Below are 18228 nucleotides of genomic sequence, written 5' to 3'. Positions count from 1 at the left end.
GTGCTCAGTTCCCTTCGAAGCCGGCGTGGTACTCGACGAACGCCCGACCCTCGTCGGTCAGCGGGGCGTGCTCGCCGGAGTAGGTGTGGTCGAACATGGTGGCCAGCTCGGGGTCCGGCATGGTCTGGCAAGCCTTGCGCACGCGCGCGGCCAGCTCGTCGGCCTCGGCGTCCACTGCGGCGAAGTACTCGTCGTCCCCGACCCCGCGGGCCACCATGTGCTTCTTCAGGCGGTCGATGGGGTCCTTGGCCTTCCACGCCTGCACGTGCGCGTCGTCGCGGTACTTGGTGGGGTCGTCCGACGTGGTGTGCGCACCCATGCGGTAGGTGAACGCCTCCACCAGCACCGGGCCCTTGCCGGAACGGGCGTGGTCGAGCGCCCAGGCGCCCACCGCCATCGAGGCCAGGACGTCGTTGCCGTCCACGCGCACGCCCGGGAAGCCGAAGCCGGCGGCGCGCTTGAAGGGCTCGATGACGAAGTTGCGGTGCGTGGGCTCGGAGATGGCCCACTGGTTGTTCTGCACGAAGAACACGCACGGCGACTTGGCGACGGCCGCGAAGACCATGGCCTCGTTGTAGTCACCCTGCGAGGTGCCGCCGTCACCGGTGCAGGCCACCACGGCGGTGTCCACGGTGTCGTCGCCGGTGGCCCAGGCGCCGTCCAGCTGCACGCCGCGGGCGTAGCCGGTGGCGTGCAGCATCTGGTTGCCGATGACGATGGTGTACAGGTGGAAGTTGTTCTCCTTGGAGTCCCAGCCACCGTGGTTGACGCCGCGGAACATGCCCAGCAGGTTCTCCGGCGGGACGCCCTTGGTCCAGGCCAGGCCGTGCTCGCGGTAGCCCGGGAAGACGTAGTCCTGCGGCTTGAGCGCACGGCCCAGACCCACCTGCGCGGCCTCCTGGCCCAGCAGGCTCGGCCACAGGCCCAGCTCGCCCTGGCGCTGCAGCGCGAAGCCCTCGGCGTCCACGCGGCGCACCAGCACCATGTCGCGGTAGAGCGCCTTGAGGAACTCGTCGTCCACGCCCTGCAGGTAGTGGGCGTACGGCGCGTTCAACTCGGTCTCGACGCGCTCCCCCTCGGCGGTCAGGAACTGCACCATCTCCGGGCCGCCGTCGGTGATGTCCACCGGGGTCCCGGCGGTCTCGGCGGCGGCACGCGCCTCCGGTGACTGTGCGGCCGGGGCGGCACCCTCGGGGGCCCGTGCCGCGCTGTCCTGGAGGGCGTCCTCCGGGATCGGGGCGTTCTGGTCGCTCACGATGTCTCCTCGTTCGGTACTGGGCGCCGTCACGGCGCGCACCGCCTCACCCGTGGGATCGAACGGGCGGGCTTGTGGCTCAGGTCACGCTACTACGGGGGCCGGGGCCGTCGGACCCGGGTGGGGACCCGACGGCCCCGGCCGTGACGCGCTCAGGCGTTCCGCTCGCGGAAGGCGCGGGCGACCTCCAGGAAGCGCGCGTTCGCCTCGTCCTCGCCGATGGTGACGCGCACGCCCTCGCCGGCGAAGGGGCGCACCACGAGGCCCTGCGCGGCGGCGGCCTCGGCGAAGTCCACGGTCTGCTCACCCAGCGGCAGCCACACGAAATTGCCCTGTGCGTCGGGGATCTCCCAGCCCTGCTCGCGCAGGCCGTCCACCACCACGCGGCGCTGGTCCTTGAGATGTGCCACGCGCTCGTCGAGCTCGTCCATGGCGGCATAGCTGGCCACCACGGCGTCCTGCGCCAGCTGGCTCACACCGAAGGGCACGGCGGCCTTGCGCAGCGCCTCGGCCACGCGGGGGCTGGCGATGGCGTAGCCCACGCGCAGGCCCGCCAGGCCGTAGGCCTTGGAGAAGGTGCGCAGCACCACCACGTTGGGGTGGGCGCGCTGCACGGCCAGGGCGTCCGGCACGTCCTCGGCGTCGGTGAACTCCAGGTAGGCCTCGTCGATGACCACCAACACGTCCTTGGGCACGGCGGCGAGGAACTCCTCGAGCTCGCCGGTGCGGACCGTGGGGCCGGTGGGGTTGTTGGGCGTGCAGACGATCACCAGGCGGGTGCGCTCGGTGACCGCCTCCGCCATCGCGGGCAGGTCATGGCGGGCCTCGGCGTCCAGCGGCACCTGCACGCTCCTCGCGCCGGCCAGGCCGATGACGATGGGGTAGGCCTCGAACGAGCGCCAGGCGTAGACCACCTCGTCGCCGGGCTCGCAGGTGATCTGCACGAGCTGCTGGAGCAGGCCCACCGAGCCCGTGCCCACGGCCACGTTCTCCGGCTGGGTGCCGCAGTTGTCGGCGATGGCCTCCAGCAGGCGGGTGGCGCCCATGTCCGGGTAGCGGTGGAAGCTCTGGGCGGCGTCGGCCACGGCCCGGGCCACCGACGGCAGCGGCGGGTAGGGGTTCTCGTTGGAGCTGATCTTGTAGCTCGTGAGGCCCTCCACCGCGGGGGCGGGCTTGCCGGGCTTGTAGGCCGGCAGCGCGTCGAGGGCGTCGCGGAGACGCACCTGGTCGGTGGTGAAGGTGGCCTGGTCGGTGGGGTCGCTCATGGGGCTCAATCTAACGTCGCCCAGGTCACACCCGGACCGCGGTGGTGGGAGGCTGGGGGGCATGGCCGACCTGCTGCTCAAGACCGTCGTCAACGGTGCCGCCCTGTGGGTGGCCGCCCTGCTCGTGCCCGGCATCGCGCTGGGCGACCCCTCGGACCCGCTCGGCTCCCGCCTGGTGACCGTCCTGCTGGTGGCGCTGGTGTTCGGCGTCATCAACGCCCTGGTGAAGCCGGTGGTGAAGTTCTTCAGCTTCCCGTTCATCGTGCTGACCCTGGGGTTGTTCACCTTCGTGGTGAACGCGCTGATGCTGCAGCTGCTCTCCTGGGCGGCCGGCAGGCTGGGACTGGCCTTCCACGTGGACCGCTTCTTCTGGAGCGCCGTGATCGGGGCCGTGGTGGTGACGGTGGTGGCCATGGTGCTCGATGCCGTGGTGCCCGACACGGAGTCCGACCGGCGCACGCTGCGGCGGTACTGACCAGCCGAGGCGGGGCGGCGCGCTGGCCCGGACGCTGCACCGGGGGTCTGCCCGGATCGGGAGCTCTGGTGGGGCGCCGGGAGACGGGCCGGTCCGCAACCGAGGCACGTCGCGTTCACCGACCGGCAACGATTCCGTCACCCGCTCATCACCGTGAAAGCACCTCTGCCACCTAGCGTCCCGCGCATGCCCCCCACCCTCACCCGCCGTACCCTGCTCACCGCCTCCACCGCCGGCGCCACACTGGCCGGCCTCACCACCGCCTCGGGGGCCACGGCCCTCGGACAGGACGTGACCCCCGCCCACCGCCCCCTGCGCGGCAACCCGTTCACCCTCGGGGTGGCCTCGGGCGATCCCGCCCCCGACGGCATGGTGCTGTGGACCCGCCTGGCCACCGACCCCCTGGCCGAGGACGGGCTCGGCGGCATGCCGGCCCGCACCGTCCCCGTGCAGTGGCAGGTGGCCACCGACGCGCGCATGCGCCACGTGGTGGCACGCGGCACGGAGCTGGCCCGCCCCACCGGCGCCCACTCGGTGCACGTGGAGCTGCACGGGCTGCGCCCCGGCCGCGAGTACTTCTACCGCTTCCGCGCCGGCCGCCACCTCTCGGAGGTGGGGCGCACCCGGACCGCCCCCGCCCCCGGCGAGATGCCCGCGGCGCTGGCCATGGCCTTTGCCAGCTGCGCGCAGTACGAGCACGGCTGGTTCACCGCCTACCGGCGACTGGCCGAGGACCAGCCGGACCTGGTGCTGCACCTGGGCGACTACCAGTACGAGTACACCGCGGGCGACTACGTGACCCCCGGCGGCAACGTCCGCGACCACCTGGGCCCGGAGACGGTCACCCTCGCCGGCTACCGCCAGCGCCACGCCCAGTACAAGACGGACCCCGACCTGCAGGCCGCCCACCTGGTGGCGCCGTGGCTGGTCGTGTGGGACGACCACGAGGTGGACAACAACTGGGCCGACGAGGTGCACGAGAAGCCCGAGATCCCGCAGCCGGACTTCCTGGCCCGCCGCGCCGCGGCGATGCAGGCCTACTACGAGAACATGCCGCTGCGCCGCCGGCAGATGCCTCGCGGCATCGACACCCTGCTGTACCGCAGGGTGCAGTGGGGACAGTTGGCGAACTTCCACATGATGGACACCCGCCAGTACCGCGACGACCAGGCCTGCGGCGACGGCTGGGACACCAACTGCACCGAGCGCCTGGACCCGGCCCGCACCCTCACCGGCGACGAGCAGGAGGCCTGGCTGCTGGGCAACCTGCGCCGCTCCTCCCAGCGGTGGGACGTGCTGGGCCAGCAGGTGTTCTTCGCCGAGCGCGACGGAAAGGTGGAGCCCGAGCTGGAGCACCACTCCAACGACGGCTGGGACGGCTACGTCGGCTCGCGCGACCGCATCACCCGCGGGTGGGTGGACGCCGGGGTGCGCAACCCGGTGGTTCTCACCGGTGACGTGCACCGCCACTGGGCGGCCGACGTGTTGGCGGACTTCGAGGGCGAGGGTGCCGAGGCCGAGCGCGTGGTGGGCGCTGAGCTGGTGTGCTCCTCCATCACCTCCGGCGGCGACGGTGACGCCACGAAGACCGACCCGATCCTGGGGTGGAACGACCATCTGCGCTACTACAAGGACCTGCGCGGGTACGTGCGCACCACCATCACCCCCGAGGCCATGACGGCGGACTTCCGCGTGCTGGCCGACGTCTCCTCCGGGACGGCCGAGGCTCGCACGGACGTGAGCTTCCGCATCAACGACGGCGTGCCGGGCCTCGAGGCGGTGGCGCCCCGGGCCTGAGGACTGGAGCCCAGCGGACCGGGCCCTGCCCAGCAGCGGGCAAGCCCCCTCGCACCCCAACCCCTACTTTGCGAAGTGTTCTCAGAAGAGCCTATCCTCCGCCCATGCGAACGATTCTCACACATCCGCGTCGTCTGGGCCTGGCCCTCTCCGTCTGCCTCGCCGGCACCACCGCCCTGACCGCCTGCGGAACCGAGGAGTCCGGCGGCGACACCTCGGCCAGCACCTCGGGCAGCGAGACCGGGGCCGCCGAGGAGAGCCACGACCACGAGGGCGAGGAGTCCCACGACCACGGCGACGACGCGAAGGCCGCCGAGCCGACCGAGACCGCGGGCGCCCAGCCCCGCATCGCCTACACGTACGACGGCGGCGTGCAGGTGCTCGACGCCACCACGCTGAAGCCCGTGGGCAAGCCGCTGGAGGCCGAGGGCTTCGTGCGCCTCAACGACATGGGTGACGGCCGCCACCTCGCACTCTCCGAGGGCAACCACTGGCAGGTGCTCGACCTGGGCGTGTGGAGCCAGCCCCACGGCGACCACTCGCACAGCTACGCCAAGGACCCGGTGCGCACCGACATCGCCATCGCGGGCGAGCACCCCGGCCATGTGACCTTCGACGACGGCCGTGTGCTCACCTGGGCCGACGGCACCGGCACCGTCAAGGAGTTCACGGCCGAGTCGCTGCTGGCCGGGGTCACCCCCAAGACCAAGGACTGGACCGCCGAGCACGCCCACCACGGCGTGGCCGTGCCCACCCACGACGGCGGCATGCTCGTGACCGTGGGCACCGAGGACGAGCGGAACGGCGTCATGGCGCTGGACGCCGACGGCAAGAAGCTGGCCGAGTACGACAACTGCCCGGGTGTGCACGGCGAGGCCGAGGTCAAGGGCGGCGTGGTGTTCGGCTGCGAGAACGGCGCGGTCATCTGGGACGGCAAGCGCTTCAAGCCGGTCGACGGGCCCGGCGACTACTCGCGCGTGGGCACCATCAAGGGCTCGGCCAAGAGCCCGGTGGCCTTCCACGACCTCGAGGTGCAGAAGGACGCCGAGTTCGAGCGCCCCGAGCAGGTGGCCATGACGGACGTGCGCACCGGCACGATGCGGACCGTGGACCTGGGCACCTCGTACTGGTTCCGCTCGCTGGGGCGTGCGTCCGACGGCGACGGTCTGGTCCTGGGCTACGACGGCGCGCTGCACCGCATCGACACCGAGACCGGCAAGGTCACGGACAAGCTGCCCGTGATCAAGGCGTGGAAGGAGAAGGAGGACTGGCAGAAGCCGGGCCCGGCGCTGCACGTCATGGGCGACACCGCGTGGGTGACCGAGCCGGCCACCCAGAAGGTGCACCGCATCGACCTGAAGGCGTGGAAGGTCACCAAGTCCGCCACGCTGGAGCACGTGCCCAACGAGCTCAACGGTGTGGACGCCGAGGTGCCGGAGTTCGCCGTCGAGGAGGAGCACGGTGACCACGGCCACGAGGGCCATGACCGCGGCGAGGGCCACGACCACGGCGAGGGTCACGACCACGAGGGCCACGACCACGGCGAGGGTCACGACCACGAGGGCCACGACCACGGCGAGGGTCACGACCACGACCACGAGCACGACCACTCCGAGGAGAGCGGCCACGAGGGCCACAGCCACTGAGGCCCGCTCCACCACATCGGGGGTGGGTCCGGTTCACCCGGGGTGACGTACGCCGTGGGCGGCGTCGACCCCGACCAACCGGACCCACCCCTTCTTGGGCGCCGTCACCCGGCGGCGGCGTCACCTCGCTCCCGCCGCGTCACGGCATCCGTGCTGCCTCCCGGTCGAGCACCTCGTCCACGCGCCCGTCCTCGATGGCGCGCACCACGCCCCGCACGGCCGGCTCCACCTGGTCGTACATGGCCGTGAACGCCGGGGCGTCCTGGCCGTACGGGTCCGGCACGGCCTGCGCGCCGTCCCGCTCGGCCCCCGGCGCGAACGCCCCGAGCATCACCACTCGCCGCGCCGCCTCGGCATCGGGCGACAGGGCGCGGACGTCGCGCAGGTTGGACTCGTCCATCACCAGCACCAGGTCGGCCTCGGCCACCTCCCGCGCACTCAGCTGGCGGGCCACCGTGTCGAAGACGTAGCCGCGGCGCTCCCCCTCGGCCCGGCTCAGGTGGTACGGCTCCTCCCCCACGTGCCAGCCACCGGTTCCCGCGGAGGTCACCTCCACGTCCTCGATGCCGGCCGCACGCAGCTCGTGCACGAGCACGGCCTCGGCAGCGGGCGAGCGGCAGATGTTGCCCAGGCAGACGACCTCGATGCGCATGGCCCCACCCTCGCACGGACGGTGGCAGGCTGAGCGCGTGAGCAACCCCGACCCGCACCCCAGCGAGACCACCTGCGGCCCCGACGACGCCGACTGCCCGGTCGTCCTGGCCCCGCGCGAGGTGCCCCTGGGCGGGCCGCGCGCCATGACCGTGCGGCGCACCCTGCCCGCCCGCGAGCGCTCCCTCATCGGGGCGTGGTGCTTCCTGGACCACTACGGGCCGGACGACGTGCGCGAGACCGGCGGCATGGACGTCACGCGCCACCCGCACACCGGGCTGGCCACCGTGTCCTGGCTGTTCACCGGCGAGATCGACCACCTCGACTCCACCGGCGGGCAGGCGCGGGTGCGCCCGGGGCTGCTGGCACTCATGACGGCCGGGCGCGGCATCACCCACCAGGAGATCTCCACGCCGGCGACCACCACCCTGCACGGCGCGCAGCTCTGGTACGCCCTGCCCGCGGCCACGCGCCACGGCGACCCGGGGCTGCAGGTGCACACCCCCGATGCCGTGGAGCTGGACGGCGCGCGGGTGCGGGTGTTCATCGGGTCCCTCGGCGGCGACGGCGCGGGGCTGGGCGGGGCGGCGACCTCCCCGGTGGAGACGCGGACCGCCGGGCTGCTGGGCGCCGAGCTGGTGCTGGACCCGGGCGCCGAGGTGGTGGTGCCGCTGGAGGCCCGGTTCGAGCACGGGGTGCTGCTGGACACCGGGGCGGTGGCGGTGGACGACGAGCCCCTGGAGGCCGCCCACCTGCTGTTCCTGCCCACCGGGCGCGATGCCGTGGCGCTCACCGCGGGCGAGGACGGGGCGCGACTGCTGCTGCTCGGCGGGGTGCCCTTCGGCGAGCAGATCGTCATGTGGTGGAACTTCGTGGGCCGCTCGCACGAGGAGGTGGCGGCCTACCGGGCGCGCTATCAGCGGGAGATCGGGGCGGAGGCGGGCGACCCGGCATCGACGCCGGTGGAGAGCGTGGACGACGCGGCCGAGCTGTTCGGGCCGTGGCCGGACGGGCTGCCCGCGCCGATCCCCGCGCCGAGGCTGCCGAACGCCCGGATGCGTCCCCGCGGCTGACGCGGAGCGCCGCGGCGGGGCCCGTCAGACGCGGTGGGCGAGGTACCGGGGCCCCACCACCGCGAGCCAGAGCGCCCCAGCCACTCCCACCGCCACAGCCACCACCACCGATGCCGTGAGCGACACCTGCTGCGTGACGGCCACCAGGCCCGGCGCGAGCACCATGCCAGAGGTGGCGAGCGCCATCCACCGCCCCAGGAAGCGAGGCCGCCCCACCTCCGGTGCCAGCACCAGGCCCAGCGTCTTGACGATGCCGGACCCCGTCCCGCCGGCCAGGCCCAGCAGCACCACCGCCGGCCAGAACCCGCCGGGCAGGAGCAGCAGCGCGAACCCAGCGGTGAGTCCCACCAGACAGGTGAGCGCGACGGGCAGCGTGCCCCACCGGTCCAGGACCCACCCGGCGGGCAGGAAGAGCACGAGTTCCAGCACCATCCACACGCCCATGGCGAAGGAGACGCGGGCGTCGGTGAGGCGCTCCACGTTGGCGGCCCACAGGGGCAGCAGCACCTCCTGGTCGGCGCGCAGCAGGTTCAGCGCCACCACGGCCAGACCGACGGCCCAGAACCCGGCCCACACCTCGGACGGGATGCGGGGTCGGGCGGGCGGGGTCCCCGGGGGAGCGGCGTCCGTGTCCGGCCGATCCGATGCGGGGGTGGCCGTCGCCGCGGCGCCCGGCGCCGGAGCCGTCGCGGCCGTACCCCTCCCCTCGACCCCCGCCGGCACGGGTGCCGCGAGGATGGCCGTGCATGCCACCACCGCCGCCAGCGCGAACACCACGAACCCCGCCACCGGCCCCACCCACAGGATCAGCCCGCCGGCCAGGAAGGGCCCCACCAGCCGTCCCACCCGCTGCGAGGCGCCGTAGGTGTTCACCGCACGCCCCCGCACCGCCGGCGGGATCCACTGCGCCATGAGCTCCTGCCGGGCCACGCCCCAGACGCCGTCGGTGAGGTTGAAGACCGCCAGCACCAGCAGGTAGGCCGGCACCTCGCCCCGCCCGGTGGCCACGGCCAGAACGAGGGCCGCCGCGCACAGCACTGCCACCGCGGTGGACCCCACCAGTGCGGCGCGCTCGCCCCATCGCTCCACCACGGAGCCGGTGGCCGCAGTGCCGGTCACCATCACTACGCCCGATGCAGTGAGCGCCCAGGCGACCTGCCCGGCATCGAGGCCGACGGCCAGGCCCACGAGCACCTGGGCGGGGATGGCCGCACCGGTGCCCACCGAGTAGAGCGCGCTGGGCACGTAGAGGGGACGCATGAGGCGGCCAATGACGGCACGGGCGGAGTCGTCGGGCGCGGTGGGGGTGGGGCTGGGCGTGGGGTGGCTCGTGTGCTGCACGGGGACCTCCTGGACGGGGTCCCCATCGTGGAGGGGCAGGCCGAGGCCGGCGAGGAATGTAGCGTCGCGCTACATGGTCACCTTCCACCTGCCCGATGCGCGGGTGGCCGACGTGCGCTTCGCCGTCTCGCCACTGGTGGAGACCGTGCTCTCCCTGCGCGTGCTGGCCGCCCCGGAGCGGTTCCCCCTGCAGGTGCCCTGGGAGCGTCAGGCCCGCGAGCACCTGGCCGACCTGGAGGCCGACGGCACCCTCGCCGTGCTGCGCGCCCTGCTCAACGAGCACGGCCACACCCCCGACGCCCTCACCCCCGCACCGCGGGCGCTCCACGCCTCGATGGCCGACGAGCTGGGCTGGCTGCGCGCCACCGACCCCGCCCTGCTGGCCCGCGACGTCGTGGACGTGACCGGCCGGCTCGACCCCGCTTTGGGCCGCGGGCGGGCGATGGTGCGGCGCGTGGCGGACGCACTGGAGGCCTACTGGGGGGCCTGCTTGGAGCCCGACTGGCCGCGCATCCGCGCCGTGATGCAGGCCGACCTCGCCCACCGCGGGCACGTGGTGGCGCGCCAGGGCATGCCCGCGGCGCTGGGCGGGCTGAGCCCCACGGTGCACCTGGCGGCCGACCGACTGGAGGTGGCAAGCCGGCACGGCATCGACCACACGGTGGAGGTGGGCGAGCGGCCCCTGTGGCTGCTGCCCTCGCTGTTCACGACCCGCGCGGCCTACCCGGGCGCACCCGACCACCCGCCGATGGTGATGTACCCGGCCCGCGGGCAGGGCGGCATGTGGGGCGGGCCGCCACCCGTTGACGCCGATGCCGTGACCGCGCTGCTGGGTGCCCCGCGGGCGCGGCTGCTGCGGATGCTCGCCGAGCCGGCGTCCACCACGGTGCTGGCCGCCAGGGTCGGGGTCACGGCATCGGCGGTGAACCAGCACCTGCGGGTGATGGCCGCGGCGGGGCTGCTGGTGCGGCAGCGGGCGGGGCGGCAGGTGCTCTACGCGCGCACCGAGCTGGGCGACCGCCTGGCCGGGTGACCTCAGGAGAGGAGGTCCCGGTACAGATCACCGCCTGTGGTCCGGAAATCCGCCCCACGGGGCGTACCTCTGGACCGGAGACGGGCATCTGGGGCAGGCCGGGCGAGGCCGAGGCGGGTCTCAGGGGACGGTCCACCACAGCGCCAGGCCGAGGCAGGCCAGGCACGCCAGCCCGAAGAACCCCACCCACACCCCTCCCGGGATGCCGGTGAGCCCGGCCAGCTGATCGGCGTCGTCGGTGCCCCGTCGCCCTCGACGCCGGGCCCGCGAGCGCCCCTCCTGCAGCGAGAGCACAGCCCGCGGCGCGGCCAGCAGCAGCCCCCACACGGTCACGTGCGCCGCAGCGGTGACGAGCCACCCCGGCGCCCACCAGGAGAGCGCCCCCACCACGCCGCCGAGTCCGACGACCACCAGGGCGCCGTACCCGTTGCGGACGAGGGGCAGCATCGCCACGCACAGGCCCACCAGCACCCACAGCCAGGCCGCCGCGTGGCCCGCACCCAGCACGGCCGCCCCCGCCAGCCCCAGCAACGCCGGTGCCGGGTATCCGGCCGCCAGCGTGGCCACCATGCCGGGCCCGCGCGGCCGCCCGCGCGAGACGGTCACCCCCGAGGTGTCGCGATGCAGGGTGATGCCCGACAGCCGGCGCCCCACCAGCAGCGCCACCACGGCGTGCGCGGCCTCGTGCACCACCGTCACCAGGTGCCGCGCCAGGTGGTGGCCGGTCGGGCTCCACGTGATGGCGAACGCCAGCCCCACCAGCGCCAGCGCGGCCACGGGGTGCAGCGGCGGCTGGGTGGCGGTCACGCGGGCCCAGAGCGCGTCGATCACCCCCGCAGGGTGCCACGGGGCCGCGCCAGGCACGGCAGGCAGGCGAGCATCGTGACGGCGAGCACCACGGCCACACCCCGCCAGCCCCCGAGCGCCAGCCCGGCGGCCACCACCGAGTGGCCCAGTGCCACGAGGGCCGTGCAGGCCACCGCCACCCAGGCGGCCCCGGCGAGGAAGAGCACCGCCTGGGCGAAGGCGACCGAGTCCAGGCCGAAGCGGTCGTGGTACCAGACGGCGGCGTAGGCCAGCTGCCCCATGAACACGGTGGTGCGCAGGGCGGAGACGCCCAGCAGCGGCAGCACGCCCGGGATGCCGTGCTGAGCAGAACACTTGCGATCCTCATGGATCCCTGCTCGCCCACCCTGGAACCGACGGCTCCTCGAAGGGAGGGCCTGATGCGATCTTGGCCATGGCCGACCGTGCAAAGTCCATCGTCCCGCCAGTTCCCCGACCTAATCCCCAACCGCGCTCCTCGTCTGCGCGCCGTACAGCAGGCACACTGCGTCGCGACCAGCCCAGTGGCGCAGGGCCAGGTGCTTGGTGGCGGACGCGATGCGGGCACGCGCCGCCGCACCCTCGGGAACGTCCTGGAGACCACCGGACCGCCTTCCCCGCCCGGGCCGCCTGCCGGCCGGGCTAGGGTGACCGCGCCCACACGGCATCGGGCCCCCTGGTGCCGCCACCCACCTGGAGGACCCGTGGAGAACACGCGCGACGTGGAGTCCGGCATCCACACCGACTTCCGTGCCGAGATGAGCTACGGCAGCTACCTGGACCTGGACCGGCTGCTCTCCGCCCAGCACCCCGTGAGTCGGCCCGAGCACCACGACGAGATGCTCTTCATCATCCAGCACCAGACCTCCGAGCTGTGGCTGAAGCTCGTCCTGCACGAGATCCGCTCGGCCATGGAGCTGCTGGCCGCCGACGAGATGCGCATGTCACTCAAGCGCATCGCGCGCGTGAAGCACATCCAGAAGACGCTCACCGAGCAGTGGAGCGTGCTGGCCACCCTCACCCCCAGCGAGTACATGGAGTTCCGCGACTTCCTGGGCCACGCCAGCGGCTTCCAGTCGTTCCAGTACCGCGCCGTGGAGTTCGCCCTGGGCAACAAGAACGCCGCGATGCTGCCGGTGCACGAGGCCGATCCGGCCGCGCACGCCCTGCTCACCGAGCTGCTCGAGGCACCGAGCCTCTACGACGAGTTCATCCGCTGCCTGCACCGTCGCGGCATCGAGATGCCTGCCCGCGTGCTGGAGCGCGACGTGACCGTGGCCCACGAGGAGGACCCGGAGCTCACGGCCGTGTTCACCCGCATCTACGAGAACGCCGACGAGCACTGGGACGTCTACGAGGCCTGCGAAGAACTGGTGGACCTGGAGGAGAACTTCCAGGTCTGGCGCTTCCGCCACCTGCGCACCGTGCAGCGTGTCATCGGCATGAAGACCGGCACCGGCGGGTCGTCGGGCGTGGGCTTCCTGCAGCGGGCACTGGACCTCACCTTCTTCCCCGAGCTGTTCAGCGTCCGAACCGAGGTCTGAGCCCTACCGCGTTTCAGTGCAGAGCACGTCCCCCCGGGGGGAAGATCGCGAGGCACGGCAGCCTCTACCTTGGCCGTACGACCACCACATTCAGGGGGGACCATGATCAAGCGCACCTCGATCGCTACTGCCACAGTCAGTCTGTTGTCGGCGCTGCTTATCACTACAGAGGACGATCCGGGGCCCACCTCCACGCCCCCCGAAGAAACGGCACTCGTAGCCGCAACCACCGCACCAGAGAGCCCCGAACACGAGTTCAATGCCCGGCTCGCCGAGTGGTTGCAGGAGAACGGTGACGTCTATTCCACCGCCGAGATCACATCGCCTTCCTCGGCCGAGGTCATCCTGACCGCTGGGGGCCGCTCACGCGACACCTCGCTCCTCACCAGCACGCCGGGCATGACCGTGTCCATCCGCTACAGCGGCACCATGACACAAGACCAGATGACCCAACACCAACTCGCTGCCATGTCGGCAACCGGCTCCGAGTACACCGAGTCCCACCCCGAATCCGGGATCATCGACGTCTATGTGCCCCATGCGGACAACGCCCTCCACGGGGCACTGTCCGCGACCACTTCCCTGCAGGCGGAGGGTCTTTCGATCCGGGTCATCGAAGACCCGACCGTCACCACGCAACCGGAGCACTCCTTCAAAGGAGGGGGAGCCCTCAACGATGGGAACTGCACCGCGGGGTGGGCGATCAAGAACGTGTTCGGCTCCCGCCAGGGCATCGTGACTGCCGACCACTGCACCGGCATGAGCAGGTCCACCTTCTCCCCTGCCGGGATCCTCCCCGGCTACGGCGCATTTCTCGCCCTGTGACCATGTCGACGACATGCGCGATCAGCCGAGCGATCGTGGCGGCCGCCCTTGCGGCCACCACCCTCACCGCGTGCACAGGCACGTCGGACGGCTCTGACACCACCAGACCACCGTCCACGGACGCCCCTCCGAGCACCCCGCCGGCGCACTCGGCACCCACCCCCGGCACGCCGGACGCGTTCCTGCCGAGCTCGACAGCTGAGGGCGGCATCCTCTTCCATGAGATGCCCGCAGAGGGAAACGACCTGCGCATGTCTGACCTGTTCGACCTCCGCGACGGGTGCCTCACCGGTATCGACCCGGACACCGGCACGCGGTATCCGGTCTCGCTCCTGGCGGGCTCCACGGTGGAGGACGACCGCGTCTCGATGCCGGACGGGAGCTCGATCGAGATCGGCGTGCCCTTCCACAGTTCCGGCGTGGAGATCGACGACGAGGCGCCCACCGGCGAGGCGCCGGCGGACGGGGCCACCCCCTCCAGCACGAGAACTCCTGTCGCCCGCATGGGGCTCCTCGACGATGCCGACGGGTACGCGCAGAAGTGCGGATTGGACCAGGCCGAGGTCAGCCGCTTCCTGTGGGTGCACGGAGACCTCACGCCCGCCACCGGTGCGAGTCGCTCCTCGGGCTGAGAACCCTCGCGCTCCATGCCGTGGACGATCGTCCACGGCCCGCTCGCCAGCCGGAGCAGACACGCACATGCACATGTGTATGGTTGATGCATGAGCGCGATGGAGCACCGGATGCAGCTGCTGCTCGACGAAGCCCGGCTGACGCGACTGCGCAAGAGGGCGCAGGAACAGGGGGTCTCGGTGTCCGCGGTGGTGCGCGCCGCCATCGACGCGTCCTTCGAGGACGACGCCGCGCAGCGCAGGGCCGAGGCCGGGCGGAGGTTCCTGGAGCTGGCCGCGGAGAACGTGGACCACGAACCCCCGGAGGAGCCGGACGCCATCGAGCGGGTGCGCGACGACATGGATGCTCAGTTCCTCGCGAAGATGGGGCGCTTGTGAAGCGCGCCTTCATCGACTCCACCGTGCTGCTCCACGCTGCGGGCGGCGACCATGCCGCGCGGGAGGGCAGCGTCCGCTGGGTGCGGGCGGGGACCGAGGGGCTGGTGGTGCTGCACGCGAGCGTGGAGGCGGGCCAGGAGTACCTGTTCCACCGCACACGTCGCCGGGGACCCGAGCGCGCCGCGCAGGAGTTCGAGGCAATGGAGGAGCTCATCGTCTGGCACCCGGTCGACCAAGAGATCCTGCGCCGCACGGCCGCCCTGGTGGCGACCGGCGCCATCGGCGGTCGCGATGCGGTGCACGCGGCCACCGCGCTGGCCGCCGGGTTCACCGAGATCGTCTCCGCCGACCGCGACTTCGACCGCGTGCCGGGACTGACCCGCCGCTCCCCCGACGACCTGCCCACCACCTGAGGAGGCCCGAGTGACCACCCTGACCACCCCCGATGCCGTGCGCGCCCGCGCCGCGGAGCTGGACGCCGCCGACCCGCTGGCGGGCTACCACGAGCACTTCGTGCCAATGGGCGAGGGGCGCGGCGCCGAGGCCGGAGAGGTGCTGGCCTACCTGGACGGCAACTCCCTGGGACGGCCACTGAAGGCCGCCGGCGAGGCGCTGGACCGCATCGTGCGCGAGGCCTGGGGCACCCGGCTGATCCGCTCCTGGGACGAGCAGTGGATGGACCTCCCGCTGCGCCTGGGCGACCGCGTGGGCGAGGTGGCCCTGGGAGCCGCGCCCGGACAGGTGGTGGTGGCCGACTCCACCACGGTGATGCTCTACAAGCTGCTGCGTGCCGGCCTGGAGGCCGCCCGGGCCGCCGACCCCACGCGCCGGCAGGTGGTGGTGGACAGCGAGAACTTCCCCACCGACCGGTACGTGGCCGAGGGCGTGGCGGCGGAGTGCGACGCGGAGCTGGTGTGGATCGAGCCGGACCCCGCCACCGGGGTGACCGCCGACCAGGTGCGCGATGCCGTGGGGCCGGCCACCGCCGTGGTGCTGCTGAGCCACGTGGCGTACAAGTCCGCGTGGATCGCCGACCTGCCGCAGATCACCCGCATCGTGCACGAGGCCGGCGCGCTGGTGCTGTGGGACCTGTGCCACTCGGCCGGCGTGGTGCCGGTGGACCTGGACGCCCACGAGGTGGACCTGGCCGTGGGCTGCACCTACAAGTACCTCAACGGTGGGCCCGGCGCCCCGGCCTTCGGGTACGTGGCGGCCAGGCACCAGGCGTCGATGCGCCAGCCGATCCAGGGGTGGATGGGGCACGCCGAGCCGTTCAGGATGGGCCCCGGCTACGAGCCCTCGCCCGGCATGCGGCGCTTCATCTCCGGCACGCCGCCGGTGCTGGGCATGGTGCCGCTGGGCGAGATGGTGGAGCTTCTGGCCGAGGCCGGGCTGCCCGCGGTGACAACCAAGGCCGCGGACCTCACCACCTTCGTGGTGGAGGTGGCCGAGGGGCTGCTGGCCCGCCACGGGGTGCGGGTGGACTCCCCTGCCGACCCGGCGCGACGCGGCGGACACATCACGCTGGGGCACCCGGACTCGCGGGAGCTCACCGCACGGCTGTGGGAGGCCGGGGTGGTGCCGGACTTCCGCAACCCGGACGGCATCCGCATCGGCATGTCGCCGCTGAGCACGTCGTTCAGCGAGGTGGCCGAGGGGCTGCTGGTGCTGGATGGTCTGCTCGCCGGGCGAGGCTGAGCGGGCGCGGGGGTGGGCGCCGTCGGACGCCCCACCCCCACTGGGGTCAACCGTTCACGAGCACCATGGCTCGATCCGGCACCACAGCGATGTCGACGGTAGCCGCCCGCCCATCGCACTCAAGGCGAAGTGTCACGGAATCAACAGCATCGCCTGGCTCGGCCCCCACCACGCCCGCGGGGATCGTCATCTCAGAAGACCTGTGCTGACTGCTCTTCCAGTCGTCGGCCAAGTCGCAGTCACCCTCGGGGAAGGAGAAGTGGTCCGCATAGAAGCGGACCGCCGCGTCGTCGTCGGTTTGCTCCGGAGCACTGCCGACCACCAGGCCTCGAGCGGCGTCACCGTCGCCGCGCTCCACTCGGTGGAAGAACGCCGCGGCCGTGGCCACACTGTCCCCCTCACGCGGGTCCGGAGAACCCACGCCAGCACAACCCGCCACAAGCATGGGCAGACATGTCACCACGGAGAGAAGAGTCCATCTTCTCAGCTGCACGAGAACCGCCTCCTGAGATCAAGGGTTGCACTTGTTTTGAGCTTGACGCCACCAACTCACATACCGACGCCAAGATTCCAGGTTGTAGTCCGGCTCCCAGTGGGTAGGACCCCCGAAGAACACATGGCAGTAGTGCTGCTCACGGATAGTTCCCGTGTACCAACCCGCTCGACCACCCAGCTGGGAGCGGACCTCATCCCGGTGATAGCCGAAGGTGGCGCGCCCAGTCCACGCCCGCCCCCAGGGCGTCACGAAGGCATTGACCTTGTACCGAGACTTGGTGCCAGAGATCGTGGATTTGTGATAGAGCCGCTTTCCCAAGTACGGGTCGGCGACCACAGGGAAATCTTCGGGCAACAAGCCTGACGGGTCGATCTCCTGGGCAAGCATCCCACGCTGCTCATCCCACACATAGCGCGTCCCCAGGTTCTTGCCCGATGACGACCGCGCCCAAGCCGGCGCCATGCCTGCCACCAGATTCCCGCGAGAGTCCTCGATGGCAACGCCAGCAGCCTCCGGGAGAACCCGGATGCGGAACCCAGGGGGCATGTCGATTCGCTACTCCGCGACAAGTCGGCCAGGCGCGTCGAACTGAGTGAACAAGGCTCTTCCCAGATGAGGGTGTAGGCGACGCAGCAGCCGTGGTGGGAGGGCGCGGCGCGTCGGTGCCCGGATAGTGGTCGAGGCCTTCCGAGGATGGAAGTTCTCACACTGCCCATCCAGGAAGACCTCGACGTGCCTGACGCTACCTTCGCGACCCCTGATGTGACGACTTTCTGCCGCCTCGACGAGCTCGGTCTCGTGGTCGTGGGCCAGCAGGTGGAGCCGGACCGAGCGGTGCTCCTGTGCCGCGTCGAAGAGGACGATGCGGCGCGCTGGCGCCGGCGCTGCGGCTGCGAGGGGAGGGCGCGGGACACCGTCACCAGGAAGCTGGCCCACGAACCGCTGGGGTGGCGGCCGACCACGCTGTTGCTCACGGTCCGCCGCTACAAGTGCACCGGCTGCGGGCACGTCTGGCGGCAAGACACCACCCGTGCCGCCGAGCCCCGAGCGAAGCTGTCCCGGACCGCGCTGCGGTGGGCGCTGGTCGGACTCGTCTGCCAACACCTCACCGTTGCTCGCCTCGCCGAGGCTCTCGCCGTCTCCTGGGACACAGCCAACGCCGCTGTGCTGGCCGAAGGCCAGCGGCTCCTGCTGGACGACCCGACCCGATTCGATGACGTGAAGGGGCTCTTCGGAGTTGAGCGTGGGTCATGGGGTGAGTCCTCCGCCGATGAGGAGCATGCGGAGTCGGTAG

General features: G+C 72.2%; 19 protein-coding genes and 1 pseudogene. 12 read left to right on the top strand and 8 right to left on the bottom strand.

The features are described 5' to 3' along the window. Window positions 1-4: 4 nt before the first annotated feature. Both pdhA and hisC read right to left on the bottom strand, forming a co-directional pair. The gene (pdhA, locus tag ACFFHC_RS00100) at window positions 5-1255 is read right to left on the bottom strand and encodes a pyruvate dehydrogenase (acetyl-transferring) E1 component subunit alpha (RefSeq protein ID WP_070705240.1); all 1251 of its coding nucleotides are present in this window, start codon (window positions 1253-1255) and stop codon (window positions 5-7) included. Between the two features lie 152 nt (window positions 1256-1407). Further along, a complete protein-coding gene (hisC, locus tag ACFFHC_RS00095; protein ID WP_070705241.1) occupies window positions 1408-2520 on the bottom strand; it encodes a histidinol-phosphate transaminase in 1113 nt (370 codons plus the stop codon). Between the two features lie 61 nt (window positions 2521-2581). Here hisC and ACFFHC_RS00090 point away from each other — a divergent pair, with 61 nt between their 5' ends. From ACFFHC_RS00090 to ACFFHC_RS00080, 3 genes are all read left to right on the top strand, one after another. After that, window positions 2582-2995, top strand: coding sequence for a phage holin family protein (locus ACFFHC_RS00090; RefSeq protein ID WP_070705242.1), 414 nt, complete (start codon window positions 2582-2584; stop codon window positions 2993-2995). A 186-nt stretch (window positions 2996-3181) separates the two neighbouring features. Continuing rightward, window positions 3182-4792 (top strand): alkaline phosphatase D family protein, encoded by a 1611-nt coding sequence (locus ACFFHC_RS00085; protein WP_379802484.1) that lies wholly within the window; start codon window positions 3182-3184, stop codon window positions 4790-4792. Window positions 4793-4896: 104 nt separating this feature from the next. Then, window positions 4897-6438 carry a hypothetical protein gene (locus tag ACFFHC_RS00080; RefSeq protein WP_379802483.1) on the top strand — a complete coding sequence of 514 codons (1542 nt, stop codon included), beginning with the start codon at window positions 4897-4899 and terminating at the stop codon, window positions 6436-6438. A gap of 139 nt (window positions 6439-6577) precedes the next feature. On the opposite strand, the gene ACFFHC_RS00075 is transcribed toward ACFFHC_RS00080, so the two are convergent. Further along, complete coding sequence (locus ACFFHC_RS00075; protein WP_141494712.1) at window positions 6578-7090, bottom strand: low molecular weight protein-tyrosine-phosphatase; 513 nt, start codon at window positions 7088-7090, stop codon at window positions 6578-6580. Window positions 7091-7127: 37 nt separating this feature from the next. Between ACFFHC_RS00075 and ACFFHC_RS00070 the strand changes: the two genes are divergently transcribed. Next, the gene (locus tag ACFFHC_RS00070; protein ID WP_379802481.1) at window positions 7128-8162 is read left to right on the top strand and encodes a pirin family protein; all 1035 of its coding nucleotides are present in this window, start codon (window positions 7128-7130) and stop codon (window positions 8160-8162) included. A gap of 24 nt (window positions 8163-8186) precedes the next feature. Here the strand turns inward: ACFFHC_RS00070 and ACFFHC_RS00065 are convergent, their stop codons facing one another. Continuing rightward, window positions 8187-9503, bottom strand: coding sequence for an MFS transporter (locus ACFFHC_RS00065; RefSeq protein ID WP_379802480.1), 1317 nt, complete (start codon window positions 9501-9503; stop codon window positions 8187-8189). A 73-nt stretch (window positions 9504-9576) separates the two neighbouring features. Here ACFFHC_RS00065 and ACFFHC_RS00060 point away from each other — a divergent pair, with 73 nt between their 5' ends. Beyond that, window positions 9577-10536 carry an ArsR/SmtB family transcription factor gene (locus tag ACFFHC_RS00060; RefSeq protein WP_379802479.1) on the top strand — a complete coding sequence of 320 codons (960 nt, stop codon included), beginning with the start codon at window positions 9577-9579 and terminating at the stop codon, window positions 10534-10536. A 120-nt stretch (window positions 10537-10656) separates the two neighbouring features. On the opposite strand, the gene ACFFHC_RS00055 is transcribed toward ACFFHC_RS00060, so the two are convergent. Together ACFFHC_RS00055 and ACFFHC_RS00050 are read right to left on the bottom strand one after the other, a co-directional pair. Beyond that, entirely contained in the window at window positions 10657-11367 is a 711-nt protein-coding gene (locus tag ACFFHC_RS00055) for a M50 family metallopeptidase (protein ID WP_379802478.1), read from the bottom strand. Then, window positions 11364-11669, bottom strand: coding sequence for a hypothetical protein (locus ACFFHC_RS00050; RefSeq protein WP_379802477.1), 306 nt, complete (start codon window positions 11667-11669; stop codon window positions 11364-11366). The genes ACFFHC_RS00055 and ACFFHC_RS00050 overlap by 4 nt, the downstream gene beginning before the upstream one ends. A gap of 396 nt (window positions 11670-12065) precedes the next feature. On the opposite strand from ACFFHC_RS00050, the gene kynA reads away from it, so the two are divergent. The 6 genes from kynA (at window position 12066) to ACFFHC_RS00020 (ending at window position 16438) form a co-directional block, all read left to right on the top strand. After that, entirely contained in the window at window positions 12066-12905 is an 840-nt protein-coding gene (kynA, locus tag ACFFHC_RS00045; protein ID WP_379802476.1) for a tryptophan 2,3-dioxygenase, read from the top strand. Between the two features lie 102 nt (window positions 12906-13007). Continuing rightward, window positions 13008-13730 carry a hypothetical protein gene (locus ACFFHC_RS00040; protein ID WP_070705248.1) on the top strand — a complete coding sequence of 241 codons (723 nt, stop codon included), beginning with the start codon at window positions 13008-13010 and terminating at the stop codon, window positions 13728-13730. Between the two features lie 251 nt (window positions 13731-13981). Beyond that, window positions 13982-14362, top strand: coding sequence for a hypothetical protein (locus ACFFHC_RS00035; protein ID WP_379802475.1), 381 nt, complete (start codon window positions 13982-13984; stop codon window positions 14360-14362). 90 nt (window positions 14363-14452) lie between these two features. Next, on the top strand, window positions 14453-14740 hold the full coding sequence (locus ACFFHC_RS00030; RefSeq protein WP_070705250.1) for a hypothetical protein: 288 nt from the start codon (window positions 14453-14455) through the stop codon (window positions 14738-14740). Continuing rightward, entirely contained in the window at window positions 14737-15153 is a 417-nt protein-coding gene (locus tag ACFFHC_RS00025) for a type II toxin-antitoxin system VapC family toxin (protein ID WP_070705251.1), read from the top strand. The genes ACFFHC_RS00030 and ACFFHC_RS00025 overlap by 4 nt, the downstream gene beginning before the upstream one ends. A gap of 10 nt (window positions 15154-15163) precedes the next feature. Continuing rightward, a complete protein-coding gene (locus ACFFHC_RS00020) occupies window positions 15164-16438 on the top strand; it encodes a kynureninase (RefSeq protein ID WP_083323569.1) in 1275 nt (424 codons plus the stop codon). Between the two features lie 46 nt (window positions 16439-16484). Here the strand turns inward: ACFFHC_RS00020 and ACFFHC_RS00015 are convergent, their stop codons facing one another. Together ACFFHC_RS00015 and ACFFHC_RS00010 are read right to left on the bottom strand one after the other, a co-directional pair. Next, the gene (locus ACFFHC_RS00015) at window positions 16485-16826 is read right to left on the bottom strand and encodes a hypothetical protein (RefSeq protein ID WP_070705252.1); all 342 of its coding nucleotides are present in this window, start codon (window positions 16824-16826) and stop codon (window positions 16485-16487) included. Between the two features lie 123 nt (window positions 16827-16949). Beyond that, a complete protein-coding gene (locus ACFFHC_RS00010) occupies window positions 16950-17321 on the bottom strand; it encodes a DUF2599 domain-containing protein (RefSeq protein ID WP_379802474.1) in 372 nt (123 codons plus the stop codon). A 345-nt stretch (window positions 17322-17666) separates the two neighbouring features. On the opposite strand from ACFFHC_RS00010, the pseudogene ACFFHC_RS00005 reads away from it, so the two are divergent. Beyond that, a pseudogene (locus ACFFHC_RS00005) lies at window positions 17667-18228 on the top strand (ISL3 family transposase); the annotation flags it as partial.

Source organism: Kytococcus schroeteri (assembly GCF_042433515.1).
Lineage (GTDB): Bacteria > Actinomycetota > Actinomycetes > Actinomycetales > Dermatophilaceae > Kytococcus > Kytococcus schroeteri.
Note: the sequence above shows the minus strand (reverse complement) of the source record. Positions and strands in the feature narration are given on the sequence as shown.